This is a genomic window from Nocardia sp. NPDC049220, from assembly GCF_040647855.1.
Classification (GTDB): domain Bacteria; phylum Actinomycetota; class Actinomycetes; order Mycobacteriales; family Mycobacteriaceae; genus Nocardia.
On sequence record NZ_JBEZDA010000003.1, the window covers coordinates 518,395 to 533,627 of the forward strand.

The 15,233-nt window shown below is 67.3% G+C and carries 4 protein-coding genes and 1 pseudogene; all 5 read left to right on the forward strand.

The window, feature by feature from the left end; translation table 11 throughout:
• Positions 1–6 precede the first annotated feature (6 nt).
• Positions 7–5,055 (forward strand): amino acid adenylation domain-containing protein, encoded by a 5,049-nt coding sequence (locus tag AB0C34_RS13775; RefSeq protein ID WP_357071149.1) that lies wholly within the window; start codon positions 7–9, stop codon positions 5,053–5,055.
• 146 nt (positions 5,056–5,201) lie between these two features.
• Positions 5,202–9,761: an amino acid adenylation domain-containing protein gene (locus AB0C34_RS13780; RefSeq protein WP_357071152.1), complete on the forward strand. Its 4,560-nt coding sequence runs from the start codon at positions 5,202–5,204 to the stop codon at positions 9,759–9,761.
• A 126-nt stretch (positions 9,762–9,887) separates the two neighbouring features.
• The gene (locus tag AB0C34_RS13785) at positions 9,888–10,646 is read left to right on the forward strand and encodes an alpha/beta fold hydrolase (RefSeq protein ID WP_357071155.1); all 759 of its coding nucleotides are present in this window, start codon (positions 9,888–9,890) and stop codon (positions 10,644–10,646) included.
• Positions 10,647–10,661: 15 nt separating this feature from the next.
• On the forward strand, positions 10,662–11,984 hold the full coding sequence (locus tag AB0C34_RS13790) for a polyketide synthase (RefSeq protein WP_357071158.1): 1,323 nt from the start codon (positions 10,662–10,664) through the stop codon (positions 11,982–11,984).
• Positions 11,985–12,018: 34 nt separating this feature from the next.
• Positions 12,019–15,081: pseudogene (gene nbtC / locus AB0C34_RS13795) on the forward strand (nocobactin polyketide synthase NbtC); the annotation flags it as partial.
• Between the last annotated feature and the right edge of the window lie 152 nt (positions 15,082–15,233).

The window sequence follows — 15,233 nt, forward strand, 5'->3', positions numbered from 1 at the left end:
ATAGACATGGCAGACGACATTCTCGAGCGCCGCAAGCAGTTATTACACCGACGTCTGCGAGAACAGGGTGTGCCGGCGCAAGCGCGGCCGGCGTCCGCGCGGCGGGCGGGCGAGCCGAGCGCGCTATCGGCGGCCCAGCAGCGGATGTGGTTCGTCCAGCAGATGGACCCGAGCGACACCACACTGAACATCTGCGTGGCCTACCGGCTCGATGGACTCGATGATCCACAGCGGTTGCAGGCCGCGTTCGCGACCGTGGTCGCCAGGCACGAGGTGCTACGGACCACCTACCACGTCGGCAACGACGGTGCACCGTATCAGGTCTCGTGCGACGATGTCGAGATCACTTGGCAGCGGCACGATCTCACCGATCTGCCGGAGGCGGTCGCGCCTCGACGGATCGAAGTCCTCGCGCGCCGGGAATTCGCGCGGCCGTTCGACTTGTCCACCGATCTGCCGCTGCGGCCCACGCTGATCCGACTGGGTGAGCGGTCGTACGTGCTCGTCCTCGTTGTGCACCACATCGGCTGGGACGACGACTCGTGGCCGGTGTTCTTCACCGAACTCAACGCCGCCTACCGTGGTACGGAGGCCTTGCCGGACATCAGTGCGCAGTACATCGATGTCGAGGTGCTCGGTCGGCCCGCGGCCGACGAGAGCGCCGGCCTCGAATTCTGGCGCGCTGCGCTGACCCCGCTGCCGGAGCGGCTGGAACTGCCGAACCGGCGTGCGGGCGGCGTGCGTTCCAAGAATGCCGAGCGCGTGGTGCTCGCGCTACCGCCGGAACTGATGGAACTGGTCGCATCGACCGCCCGCGCGCACGCGGCAACTCCGTACATGGTGCTGCTCACAGGTTTTCAGGCGCTGGTCCATCGCTACACCGCCGCAACCGATTTCCTGGTCTCCGTGCCGGTGACCAACCGTCCCGGAGGGTCCGCGGCGGAGCTGATCGGCTACTTCGGCAACGCGTTGCTGATCCGCGCGACGCCACAGGGCCGGGAATCGTTCGCCGCACTGCTGGACCGGACGCAGCAGGCCGTGGCCGCGGCCTTCACCCACCAGGACATCGGCGTCGATCGCGTGATCCAGGTGGTCAGTCCGGATCGGGTGGCCGGCAGTGACGCGATGGAGCAACTGGTTCAGCTCAGTTTCAGCGTGCGCGGCCAGGCCAACGGATTCGACCTCCCCGGAGTCGACGCGAGCGAACTCGCGCTGGGCAGCGCGGTTGCTCAGGAACCGCTCGGCCTGATGGTCGTCGAGGACGGCACCGGCGCCCGGGTGGAGGCCACCTACCAGGTTGACGAACTCGAACGCTCGCTCGTCACGCGACTGCTCGACCACTATGCGTACCTGCTCGACAGCGCGCTGCGTGATCCCGCGCAGTCGCTGCGCGATCTCGATCTGCTCGGCGAGGTCGACCGGAGAAAACTGCTCGCGATCTCGCACGGCACCCTGGTCGACGAGCCGCCGGCCACCATGATCGGGATGTTCGAGCGGCAGGTCGGCGTGACGCCCGAGTGCATCGCGCTGGTCTCCGACGAGGTCGAACTCTCCTATCGTGCGCTCAACGAGCGCGCGAACCGGTTGGCGCACTGGCTGATTCGCGCGGGGGTCGGCCCCGAGGACCTCGTCGCGCTGCGCCTGGCCACCTCGGTCGAGTTCGTCGTCGCGATCTTGGCGGTGCAGAAGGCGGGCGCCGCGTACCTGCCCATCGACCCCGCTTACCCGGCCGAGCGCACCGAGTATCTGCTCGATGATGCCCGTCCCGCCCTGAGTTTCGATCTGGCGGCAGTGCTGGCGGCCGAACGGGACGCGGCGGAACTGCCCGACCGCGATCCGGTCGACGCCGACCGCACGGCGGCGCTGCATCCGTCGAACATCGCCTACGTCATCTACACCTCCGGCTCCACCGGGAAACCGAAAGGTGTTCCGGTGCCGCACGATGCCATCGCCGAGCACTTGGCGGGTTTCAACGCGGAATGGGATCTCACCCCGGAGGATCGGGTCCTGCAGTCGACCTCGGTGAGTTTCGACGCGTCCCTGCTGGATATCTTCGTCACGTTGACCGCCGGTGCGCGCGTGGTGATTCCGAAGCCGCACGCCTACCGTGACATCCCCTACGTCGCGGATCTGGTCACGCGGCACGGAGTCACGGTTCTGCACATGGTGCCGTCCATGTTGGCCACCTTCCTGGTGCTGCCCGAGGTGAACGACTGGCGCACGTTGCGCCGCGTTCCGGTCGGCGGCGAGGCGCTGCCCGGTGAGGTGGCCGACCGATTCGCCGACCGGTTCGACGCCGACCTGCGCAATCACTACGGCCCTACCGAGGCGGTGGTGTGTTCGGCGCACCGGGATGTCGAAGGCCCACAGGGCACCGGGATCGTGTCGATCGGCCTACCGAATCGCAACGTCTACCTGTATCTGCTCGACGACGCCTTGCAGCTGGTGCCGTCGGGCGTGGTGGGGGAGATCTACCTCGGCGGAGCGCAGCTGGCCCGCGGATATCTGAACCGGCCCGGCCTGACCGCGGAGCGTTTCGTCGCCGATCCGTTCCTCGCGGGCGGTCGGCTCTACCGCACCGGTGATCTGGCCCGTCGCAACGACGAGGGGGACATCGAATTCATCGGTCGCGCCGACGAGCAGGTCAAGGTGCGCGGACACCGGATCGAACTCGGTGAGGTCGAGGCCACGGTCACCGACCACGCCGCCGCCGCGCACTGCGTGGTGATCGTCGCAGACCACGAGCTGCTCGGCCCGGTGCTCGCCGCCTACGTCGTTCCCACGCCGGGTGCCGAGGTCGATCTCGACGAGATCCGCGCGCACGTCGCGGCGCGGTTGCCGGAATACATGGTCCCCTCGGCATTCGCCGTGATCGACGAGGTGCCGCTCACCGCCCACGGCAAACTGGACCGGCGGGCGCTGCCCGCGCCCGCGTTCGCCGAGCGCGCGTACCGGAAACCGCAGACGCCGGCCGAGGTTCGGCTCGCCGGATTGTTCGCCACCCTGTTCCACCGCGACCGGGTCGGCGCCGACGATTCGTTCTTCGAACTGGGCGGTCATTCGTTGCTCGCGGCGCGGTTGATCATCATGATCCGTACCGAATTCGGCATCGATCTCGGCATTCGCGCACCGTTCGATCACCCGACCGTGGCGGGGCTTGCCGCATATCTGGTCGGCGAACTCGGTGACGAATCCGCTGCCGGTCGTGCCACGGCGCGCACCGCCGACGGTACGGATACGCGGCCCGAGCAGGTGACGCGGGCGCCCGCACTGGTGAAACAGCCGCGACCGGAACGTGTCCCGCTGTCCTATCCGCAGCGGTTTCTGTGGTTCCAGGAGCGTATGGAGGGTCTGGGCGATATCGGCAACATCACGTTCGTTGTCCGGTTCGACGGCCCACTCGATCACAAGGTGCTGACGGCGGCGCTCGGTGACGTCATCGCGCGGCACGAGGCGTTGCGCACCACTTTTCCCGAGCAAGACGGTCTGGCGTACCAGCTGGTCGCACCGCCGGTCGAGATCGATCTGCCGGTCACCGCGACCACTGCCGAGCGTCTGTCCGACGAGTTGGCCGAAGCGGTGCGGTACCGCTTCACCCTGGATGGCGAACCGCTGCTGCGGCCCCGGTTGTTCGCCTTGGACGAGCGGTCCCATGTGCTGTTGCTGCTCGCTCATCATCTTGTCGCCGACCATGCCTCGCTGCGGGTATTGCTGAACGACCTTGTCTCGGCATATAGATGTCGTTCGACCCTCGGTGCCGCACCTACCTGGGCCCCGCTGCCGATCGAGTACGCCGATTTCGCACTGTGGCAACGGGAGGTCTTCGATCCCGCGCTCGACGGCGGGCAGCCGTATGTTCGCGAGCTCGTCGAGCACTGGCGGCAGAGGTTGGACGGTCTACCGGACGAGATAGTCGTCGCGCGGGACCGGAACCGTCCGCCGGTAGCGAGCAAACGCGGCGAGCTCGGCGTGTTCACGTTGTCGGCAGCACAGCGTGCTGCGCTGAAAGCGATCGCCGACGGCTGTGCGGCCAGTGAATTCATGCTGTACCAGGCGGCCGTGGCCACCACACTGCATTCTCTCGGTGGCGGCACCGACATCGCGCTCGGCACACCGGTCGAAGGCCGCAGCGCGGCAACCGCCGATCTGGTCGGAATGTTCGCGAACGTGACGGTGATCCGGGTAGATCTGGCGGCCGATCCGACGTTACGCACGGTGGTAGCGCGTGCTCGCGACAATGCGCTGGATGCCTACGCGCATCAGGACCTCCCGATCGAGCGCCTGGTCGATACGTTGCGGCCGTCGCGGATCCGCGCCCGCAGTCCGCTGTATCAGACCTTGCTGCACTTCCGCGGCGAGGACTGGACACCTGAACCGCTCGACCTGCTCGGCACCGGTGCGACCACGGTGACCGCGTTGCCAACCGATTTCACCTTCTCGGTACTCGATCTGAACCTGATCTTCGCGGTGCGCGCGGATGCCGGGCTGGACGTCCGGGTCGTTGTCAGTTCGGACCTCTACGACCCCGCGACCGCTCAGCTCATCACCGACGCGACCGCCGCGGTGCTGGCTGCTTTCGCGTCGACTCCCGATGCCAGGGTCTCCGAGCTCGAGGTGTTGAACGCGGATCAGCGCGCGGCGCTGGCGAATCAGTCGCCGGGCACTACCGCGGCGTCGGTGGTCGCGGCGGCGTCGGACGGTCCGATCACCGAGACGATGCGGACGTTGATCACGATTCTCGAGGAGTTGCTCGAGATCACCGACGTCGAACCAGACGACGGTTTCTTCGCCTTGGGCGGAGACAGCGTCATCTCGATTCAGTGGGCCGCGCGGGCCAATGCCGTCGGCGTACCGCTGACGCCCCAGCTCGTTTTCGAGCATTTCACCATCGCGGAGCTAGCCGCCGCCGTCGATGACACATCCAATGATGGTGTCGCACACGATAATTCGCCGCCATCCGGGCCCGAGGAGCAAACCTACGCGCCGATGAGCGCATCCGGGCTCGACGTCGCCGCGCTGGATGCGCTGACCGCGTCCTGGCAGGGACCGGCATGAGCGGTCAGGGCCCGGAGGAGGCAGCGGAGCATAACCACGCAGGGCCCCGCTCAGGCCGCAACGGGGACGGCATGAGCGGTCAGGGCCCGGAGGAGGCAGCGGAGCATAACCACGCAGGGCCCCGCTCAGGCCGCAACGGGGACAGCATGAGCGGTCAGACCTCGCAGATCGAGGATGTGCTCGCACTGAGTCCACTGCAGGAGGGCTTGTTCTCGCTGTCGCGGCTCACCGGCGAGGGACCCGATGTCTACACGATTCCGTTCGTTGTCGACATCGAAGGTTCGCTGGATGTGCCTCGGCTGCGGCACAGTTTTGCGGCACTGCTCGAGCGGCATCCGAATCTGCGGGTCTCGTTTTGGGACAAAGATATTCCGCGGCCGGTGCAGATCGTTCCGCGGCAGGTCGAACTGCCGTGGACCGAATGCGCCGCGGCGCTCACCGATCGTGACGCGCGTACCGAGGCGGAACTGCGTCGGTCGTTCGACTTGAGCAAGGGGCCCGCTCTGCGGGCGATGCTGATGAGTCTGCCGCCCGACGACGACGGGTGCGAGCGGTGGCGGTTGGTCGTCACCATCCACCACATCCTGGTGGACGGGTGGTCGCTGGGGCTGCTGTTCGGCGAACTGCGCGCGCTGTACGACGCCGAAGGACGCGCGGACGCGCTGCCACCGGTGCGACCCTATCGCGATTACATCGGCTGGCTCGGTACCAGGGATGTCTCGGCGGAGCGGCAGTGGTGGACCACACGACTCGCCGGGCTGAGCGGGCCGCTGATGATCGCGGATGGCAGCACGACTATGAGCGGCGCCGGATCCACGGCCGAGGTGACGCGATTCGCGCTCACCGCCGCGGAGACCGCGTCGCTGCACAATTGGGCACGCGAGCACGGGCTGACGCTGAACTCGGCGGTGCAGTTCGGCTGGACGCTGCTGCTGTCGCGGCTGACCGACCGCCGCGATGTCGTGTACGGCACGATCGTCACCGGGCGTCCGGAACAGATCGCGGGCGTGGAACGAATGATCGGCTTGTTCCTGAACACCATCCCCGTGGTGTTCCACCTCGACCACGAGGCCACGGTCGCCGCCGAATGCGCTCGCTTGCAACGTGAATCGGCGGCGATGCGCGACGCGGGGTATCTGAGCTTGTCGACGGTGCAGCGCGCCGCCGGATACGGCTCGCTGTTCGACACGTTGTTCGTCTTCCAGAACGCCCCCATGGAGGACGCGGTCGGGTCGAGTTCGGTCGGTGACGTCACCTTCCGGCCGGTGCTGAGCAACAACCTGACGCACTATCCGCTCACCGTGGTCGCCCACGTCTACGACGACGAACTGATCGTCGCGGTGGAGGCGGTCCGCGCGACTATTCCGTATCAGCCGCACGATATCGGTGCGGCGATGCTGGCTGTCTTGCGGCGGCTGCCCGAGTCGGCGGATCTGCGTAGCGACGACTTGGACGTGCTGCCCGATTCCGCGCGTGCCCAGGCACGCGCGGTCGAATCCACGCCGGCAGTGTCCGATCCGGATCGACAGGAAACGATTTTCGAGCTGTTCGAGCGCCAGGTGCGGGCGACCCCCGACGCGGTCGCGCTCAGCACGGACGGTTCCGCGCTCACCTATCGCCAATTGTCCGAGCGAGCGCAGGGACTGGCCGCCGTGCTGCTGGATCGCGGTATCGGGCGGGAAGATGTGGTGGCGGTCCAGCTCCCACGCGGTGAACGCGCGATCGTCGCGATCCTGGCCATTCTCGCGGCGGGCGCGGCCTACGTGCCCATCGACGTCGCGCTTCCCGCGGTTCGCGTCGAATCCATCCTGCGGCAAGCGCGTCCGAAGCTGGTGCTGGTGTCTGGCGGCTACGGCGCCGATCTCGATCCCGCGATCGTGCTCGACATCGACGATCCCGCACTCGCCGAGCGACCTGCCGCCGCCTTGCCTGTCGTGGCACGGAATCCGGCGGACAGCGCCTACATCATCTTCACCTCGGGTTCGACCGGCGAACCCAAAGGCGTGGTCGGTACCCATGCCGCTGTGGTCTCGTACTTCGCCGACCACCGCGAACGGGTGTACCGGCCCGCGGTGGAAAGGCTGGGGCGTCCGCTGCGGATCGCGCACGCCTGGTCGCTGAGCTTCGACGCCTCGTGGCAGCCGATGGTCGGATTGCTCGACGGCCACGGCATCCACCTGTTCGACGACGCTGCCATGCGTGATGCGCAGCGCCTGGTGGACGGGATGCGCAGGCACGGAATCGACATGATCGACACCACGCCGTCGATGTTCCGGCAATTGGTCGCGGCCGGACTGCTCGATCGACCGCCCGCCGTTCTCGCGCTCGGCGGCGAGGCCATCGATACGCAACTGTGGGATCGCCTGCGAACTCTGCCCGACGTCGCCGTGCACAATTGCTACGGGCCCACCGAGACGACTGTCGAAGCGGTCGTCGCCGATGTCGCCGGGCCGGGGACCGCTGGTTCGACGGCGCCGACGATCGGCCGGCCGACTGCGGGAACGTCGGCGTACGTCTTGGATTCCAGACTCCGTCCGGTGGCGTTCGGTGTGGTGGGAGAGCTGTATATCGCCGGGCCGCAGTTGGCTCGCGGCTATGTCGGCCGCTCCGCTGGCACAGCAGGTCGTTTCGTCGCAGACCCTGTCGTCGCCGGCCGGCGGATGTATCGCACCGGTGATCTGGTGCGCCGACTGCCCGGCGGCAACCTCGCCTACCTGGGGCGTGCCGATGATCAAGTGAAGATCCGTGGGTATCGCATCGAGATCGGTGAGGTCGAAACGGCCCTGCGCACCTTGCCCGGCATCGCCGCCGCCGCCGCGACCGTGGTGCGCCGCGGGGACGCGGTGAGTTTGGTGGGGTTCGTGGTGTGCGAACCCGGCCGCGCCGCCGATCCGATCGCCCTGCGGTCGAGGCTCGCCGAGCGGCTGCCCGCGTACATGATTCCCGCCCGGCTGGTCGTGCTGCCGCGGCTTCCGGTGAACGCCAACGGCAAACTCGACGTGCGCGAACTGGCCGTACTGGCCGAGCGTTCGCTTGTCGGTTCCAGCGCCGGGGCGGCCGACGAGCCGGAGACGGAGTCGGAACGGGCCCTTGCCGCGGTGCTCGCCGAGGTGTTCGACGGCCGCACGCCCGGCGTGGCGGACGATTTCTTCGCGCTCGGGATGGACAGCATCGTCGCGATCTCGTTGGTGAACAAGGCCCGCAGGCACGGCATCGCGATCGACGTGCGCATGGTGCTCGCGGCGCCGACCATTCGCGATCTCGCCGCCGCGATCGACAGCAGGGCGAACGAGGTGTCGCCACGCGTGGCGAGCCGGGACGACTACGGGCCGGTCTTGCCGCTGCCCATCGTCTCGTGGATGCACCGGCAACCTCGATTCCGGCGTTTGGCCCAGCACGTCCTGTTCGCCCTGCCCGAGGGCATATCCGGCGCGGATCTGGAAGCCGTGCTGCAAGCCGTGCTCGACGGACACGACACGCTGCGCTCCCGACTCGACGACACCGCGGACGGCCCGCGTCTCGTCACCCGTGAACCTGGATGCCTCGCCGCGTCGGATCTGCTTTCGCGTCATGAATTCGCCGGTTCCGCGGAAGACTTCCGCGAGCTACTTGCCGTAGTCAGCCGCCGCGCACTCGACGCGCTCGACCCGGTCGCCGGAGTGATGGTGCGCGCGGTGTGGTTCCAGGGCGCGCCCGGTGGCGACATTCTTTTCCTCGCCATTCACCACCTCGCGGTAGACGTGGTGTCCTGGGGAATTCTGCTGGCCGATCTGGCCGCCGCGTGGGATCAGGTCGTGTCCGGCGCGGTGCCCAAAGTGGTCGCCGAGCCCACCTCCTACCGGCGCTGGTGCCAACTGATGTGGCAGCGGGCCGAAGCGGCCGACGTGCTCGCCCAGCGCGAGTACTGGGTGGAGCAGGTCCGTGGTCCCGATCCCGCGGTCGGTCTGCGCAAGCCGGCCCGGACCGATACCTGGTCGTCGCTGCGACTCACGCCGTCGACCGTTCCCGCGTCGACAACCGCTCGCATTCTCGGCGCACTGAACAGGGCAGATGGCGTCAGGGAAGTTCTGTTGTCGGCGTTGACGATGACGTTGGTGTCCTGGCGGCGCGAGCGTGGCCAGGACTTCGACGGCGGCGTGCTCATCGGGTTGGAAAGCCACGGCCGGGCCGACGCTATCGTCGGGGCCGATACCTCTGGCACCGTCGGCTGGTTCTCGGCCACCTATCCCGCTCGGCTCGGCACGGGCGCCGATGCGATCGACGTGCACCGGGCGCAGGAGGATCCGGCGTCGGCGCGCAGGTTGCTGAATTCCGTCGTCGCGCATATCGCCTCGGTACCCGAACAGGGACTCGATTTCGGACTGCTGCAATCGGTGCTCGCGATTCCCGAACTGTCCGGGACGGCCGAACCCCAGGTGGAGTTCAACTATCTGGGCCGAGTGGACCTCGGCGGACCAGCAGATCGAGCGTGGTCGATGATCACCGATCCGGCGCTGACCGGCGCTGTGCCGTTCGCGCCGGAACCCGAACTGTCGCTGCGCTATTCCCTGGGCCTCATCGCAGCGGTCCAGACTACCGAGCGCGGCCCGGAACTGATGATCACGTGGCGCTGGAGTAGCGCGTTGTTCGCGCAATCGGATATCGACCGCTTGGCCGCACTCTGGGATCGCAGTCTGGCGGCACTGGTGGCAGTGCTCGATCAATGACCTAATAGTTATGGTAGCCTTACCTAATGTAGATGCTGATATCTGCTGCGGTGCACCACGTATCGAAGGGTCGCGATGCGCTCCGCTGTTGGTTGTCGGCGGGATTCTCGAAAGTGAGTAGCATCGATGCAGCACAAATTGGGCTGGATAAGGAAGTTTCACAAGCCGGATTCGCCCGGGCGGCTGCCGCTCCTGATCTTTCCGCACGCCGGCGCCGGAGCGTCCGCGTACCGCACACTCTCCAAAGCGTTGAGCGAGCACTACGACGTCATCGTATTTCAATATCCCGGACGTCAAGACCGCGCAAAGGAATCGGCGCTGACCTCGCTGCAAGACATTGCTTCGGGTGCGTTCGCTGAATTCCACACGTCCGAATACAATCGGGACGCGCCGATTGTCGTATTTGGGCACAGTATGGGCGCACTCGTTTCCTTCGAATTCGTCGGGCTCGCCCTCGCGGCTGGCATCGATGTCCGTCAGCTGACGGTTTCGGCGGCGGTGGCGCCGTCGCGCGGCGAATATCGCAAGCCGACACCGGAAGACGACGACGAGCTGCTCGACCACCTCATCATGCTCGAGGGCATCAATTCTGATGTGCTCGCCAGCCGGGAGATCATGCGGCTGTCGCTGCCTGCCATCAAAGCCGACCACAAGGCCTCCGAGGCATACCGGTGCGCGCCGACCGCGCGAGTCGCCACCAGGATTCACGCGATCGGCGGCGATCGGGACCCCATCGTCTCGATGGCGGATCTGCATGGCTGGCATCAGCACGGCGACGACGTCGAAGTCACGCTGTTCGAGGGCGGACATTTCTATCTGCACCAGCACGTCGGAGCCATCGCGGAATTGCTTGCCGAACAGGCGCAACCCGCACCGGCGGCATGAAATAAAGGATCAGCGGTGACATCAGCAACGGCGCAGGACGTCGATCATATCGTCATTTCCGGAATGGCCGTCGAGGCGCCGGGTGGAATCGACAGTCCCGGATCGTTCTGGTCGGCGCTCGAGGCGGCGCGGGAGTTGATCGGATCTTTTCCGCGCGACCGCGGCTGGCCGATCGACGATCTGCTGTCCGTCTCTGACATCGAAGGCTGGAGCAAGGTATGCGATGCGGGTGGATTCCTCGATGACGCGGCCGAATTCGACCCGGCATTCTTCGGAATAGGTCAGCGCGACGCGCTCGTGACGGATCCACAGCAGCGGGTCGCACTGCGCGTCGCCTGGCGGGCACTCGAGAACGCGGGATTGAATCCAGGTGCGCTCGCGGGCGAGGACGCCGGCTGTTTCATCGGGTGTTCGCCGATGGAGTACGGCCCGGCGGGGGCGGAAGTGAACGAATACAGCGGGTTTCGGACAATCGGTAAGGGATTGCTGAGCGCCGCGGCCCGAGTGTCGCACTGCCTCGGTCTGATCGGCCCGTCGATGGCCGTCGATGCCGCCTGCGCCTCCTCCGTGACCTCGGTTCATCTCGCCGCCGCCGCCGTGCGCGACGGGGATTGCGAATGGGCGCTCGCCGGTGCGGTCTGCGTCATGGGATCGCCCGGGGCGTTCTTCGAATTCTCCAAACTCAACGCGCTGTCGACCGACGGTCATTGCCGCTCCTACGCCGACGACGCCACCGGCACGCTGTGGGGTGAGGGCGCGGGCATCGTCATCGTCGAGCGTGAGTCGCGCGCCCGGCGACTCGGGCACCGGATCTACGGCCGACTGCTCGGCTCCAATCACAACCACAACGGCAAGGGCAAACCGATCCTGGTGCCGCGCACCGATGCTCAGGAACGGCTGATCCGCAAGACCATCGCGAAGGCCGGTATCGATCCGGGGGACGTTGGCATGATCGAAGGCCACGGCACCGCCACCCGCGCGGGCGATCCGGTCGAACTGATCGCACTGCAGAACACCTACGGCGCCGCGGGTTCGGGCGCCCTGCTCGGCTCGGTGAAATCCAACGCCGGTCACGCGCAGGCCGCCGCGGGAATGCTCGGCCTGATCAAGCTGCTCCTCGCGGGCAGGTACGGACAGATTCCCCCGACCTTGTTCTCCGACAAGCCCACTACCCGCGTGGATTGGGATCGGTCGAGTCTGCGGCTGGCCACGGAACTACAGCCTTGGGAACCGAAGGACGGCGTCCGTTACGGCGCGGTGTCCTCGTTCGGTGCGGGGGGATCCAACGCGCACGCGATCATCGCGATGCCCGTTCGTGAGGAGGACGACGATTTCTAGCTATCGACTGCCCGACGGATCGATTCCGGTTCTCCTGTCGGCGGATAACCCCGTAACGCTGCGTGCTGAGGCAGCATCGATCCTCTCTTACGTCAAGGACCGCCCCGCCGTCCCCGCGGACCGGGTCGCGGAGATGCTGTTTCGCACGCGGGTCGCTCGGCGGCATCGCGCCCTGCTGAGGGTGACCGGCCGTGACGATCTCGACGCGGCACTGACTGCGGTACGCGACGGTTCCGACCACCCGGCGGTGATCCGCACCGGCGAGCCCGCCGCGGCGCGTCGGCTCGCCTACGTGTTGCCCGGCCAGGGCAGTCAGCGCCCCGGCATGGGAAAGCTTTTCTATGATCAGGTGCCGGCGTTCCACACCGAGGTCGATCGCTGCGACACGATCTTCCGTGACCTGTTCGGCGAATCCCCGCTGTCCTATCTGCTCGATGGTGAGGCGGCGGCGGACGACGAGGCCAGGATCGTCCAGCCCGCGCTGTTCACGCAGATGGTCGGACTCGGCGCGATGTGGCGTTCGGTCGGGATCGAGGCCGCTGCGACCATCGGCCACAGCCAGGGCGAGATCGCCGCGGCCTACCTGTCCGGCGCGATGACCCTCACCGATGCGATCGTCGTAGTGGGCACCCGAGCGCGCGCGGTCGACAAGATCGCCTCCGATCGATACGCCATGGCCGTCGTCGCCGCGGACCGGGACGAGTGTGAAGAATTGCTGGCGCGCCAGTCCGGCTGGGCTCAGGTGTCGGTGGTGAATTCGCCGCGCATGGTGGGGATCTCGGGCGAGCGGGACACGGTGGCCGCGGTCGTGGATGCGCTCGCCGCGCGTGGGCGGTTCGCGCGCGTTATCCGGGTCCGCTATCCGGCGCACACCAGTCTGCTCAACGAGTTCCGCGACGTGATTCGCGACGCCGTGCACGACAGGTTGGACAACGCCCACTTCCTCGACTCCGAGATCGAGTGCATCGGAGCTACCCTCGGCGAAGCGATCACCCCGGATCTCCCGGTCGACGAGTACTGGTTCTGGAATCTGCGTAACCCCGTGCGATTCGACCGTGCGATCGCCACCGCCCTCGCCCGCGAGGTCGACACCTTCGTCGAACTCGCCGAACATCCGACGGTGCAGTTGGCCGTCGAGGAGAGTTTGGCCGAGTTCGCGGCCGATCGCGCCACCACGGTGCGTGGTACGTCGAGCCGGACGGCGACCGACCTGTCCGAATTCACCAGGAATCTGGCGGTCCTCGCGGTCAACGACCTGAATTACCGGTGGGAGAGCCTACTGGTCGATTCCGATGCGCCCGTTCGGCTGCCGCTGTTGGACTTCCCGAACGTGCGGATGAACGAGATGGCGCTGTGGCTTCCGTATGACGTCACGATCGGGTCTGCCAGGCCCGGCGCCCCGGCCGCGATACGTCCGCGGGCTACCCGTGCGCGGACTGAGCCCGCAGCGATTGCCGCGCCCACTGCGAAACCACAACTGCTCGTGGAAGAGTGGGTGCGCCTCGTTCGGCGTTCGATGACCGCCCCGCGCGCGCTCGGCATCATCGATCACACCGGCCAGAGCGCCGAACTCGCGGCCGCACTGGTCGATTACGCGGCGAATCAGGGACTGGTCGGGCGACCGCTCGACATCGAAGCGGGCAAGACCGATGGTGATGTCGACACCCTCGTGGTGTTGCTGCCCGCCCTACCCGATCTGGACGGAGCCGCCGCTGTCGCGCAGGTCGCGGAGTTCCTCGGCGCGCGGCGCTGGTGGTCCAAGCCTGATGCGGGAGTGACCGAATACTGGCTGATCACCATCGGCGGCGAAGCGGTCGTCGCCGGAGATGCGCCACCACATCCGGTACCCGCCGCCGCCAGCGCCGGATTCCGTTCGGCCGGTGCCGAGTATCCGGGTGTCGCGTTCCGACATCTGGATCTCGCGCCCGATCAGGCGACCGCGTCGGCCGTCGCCTCGATCGTCACCGCGCTGCATACCGCCGAGGAGACCGAACTCGCGCTGCGCGGGGGCAATCTGTACGCCAAACGACTTGTCGAAGCGGACCGATCAGCGCTGCTGAGAGGAGCATCGACGCCGGAGAACGTCGTCATCACCGGTGGGACCGGCAGTCTGGGACTCGAGTTCTGCGAGCATGTCGTGCGCGAAGGGGCTCGGCGGGTCACCCTCGTGAGTAGGTCGGGGGAGAGCGCGGCGGTTACCCAACGACTGCGCGCTGTTCGCGCACTCGGGTCGGCCGAGATCACGGTCGTATCCTGCGACATCGGTGACAGTGCGGCGGTCGCGCAGTTGGCCGACCGGCTTCGGGACACGCCCACGGATCTCGTCGTCCATGCGGCGGCGGACAATTGGGTCATCGGCGAACTCACCGAGGTCACCCACGCTCAGGTCGAACAGGCGCTGTCCGGGAAGGTGGTCGGTATCGGCAATATCCTCGATGCGCTCACCACGTCCGATGACGGCGAAATCGTGCTGTGTTCCTCGCTCGCCGGCACCCTCGGCGGCCGTGGCACCGTCGTCTACGCGGCGGCGAACCGGATGGTCGACGCGATCGCACGGCGCCGTCTCGCCGACGGTCCGCGGTGTGTCTCGGTGCAGTGGGGCCAATGGGCCGTATTCGAAGGCAGAGGCGCCTCCGACCTCGCGAATCTGGCCGAGGTCGGCTATCTTCCGATGGCGTCGCGGGACGCGATCGCGCTTGGCCTCGGCGGTCTGCGCGGCAATGCGGTGGTCGCCGCTTTCGACTGGGATCGTGGGCGCAGCGTGCTCGGCGCGTTCGGCTATGGTCCGGTCCTGTCCGAACTGACAACACCGGTGGCCGTTCCCGCACCGCTCGTGGGTGCGGACTCTGTCGTCGATGGTGCGGAGGTGGCTCGGGCGGCGGTGGCAGTCGCTGATCTGCCGGTTCGCATGGTGCGGCTGCTCGCCGAGATCATCGGCGCGGACGATGTCGACACGATCGACCGCACCAGGCCGCTGGTCGCCCTCGGACTCGATTCGCTACAGGCCCTGGAACTACGCCGGCGCGTCCAGAGCGAATTCCGCGCCGACGTGCCGGTGGCCGATCTCATCGGCGGCGCCTCGCTCGACGACGTCATCAGGCTTGCCGAGGCCGCGTCAGGCGATACGGCGGCGCGGTCCGCCGTCACCGAGGTGGCGCGACCGACGCGGTCGGCGCCGGCGGTGTACAGTCTGCCCACGGGAGTGGTTGCGACCGTCACGCAGCGGGTCACCAGGGCGAAAGAGGCTGC

Coding starts and splice junctions, on each gene's coding strand:
- AB0C34_RS13775 (WP_357071149.1), top strand. CDS start 7: ATGGCAGACGACATTCTCGAGCGCCGCAAGCAGTTATTACACCGACGT.
- AB0C34_RS13785 (WP_357071155.1), top strand. CDS start 9,888: ATGCAGCACAAATTGGGCTGGATAAGGAAGTTTCACAAGCCGGATTCG.
- AB0C34_RS13780 (WP_357071152.1), top strand. CDS start 5,202: ATGAGCGGTCAGACCTCGCAGATCGAGGATGTGCTCGCACTGAGTCCA.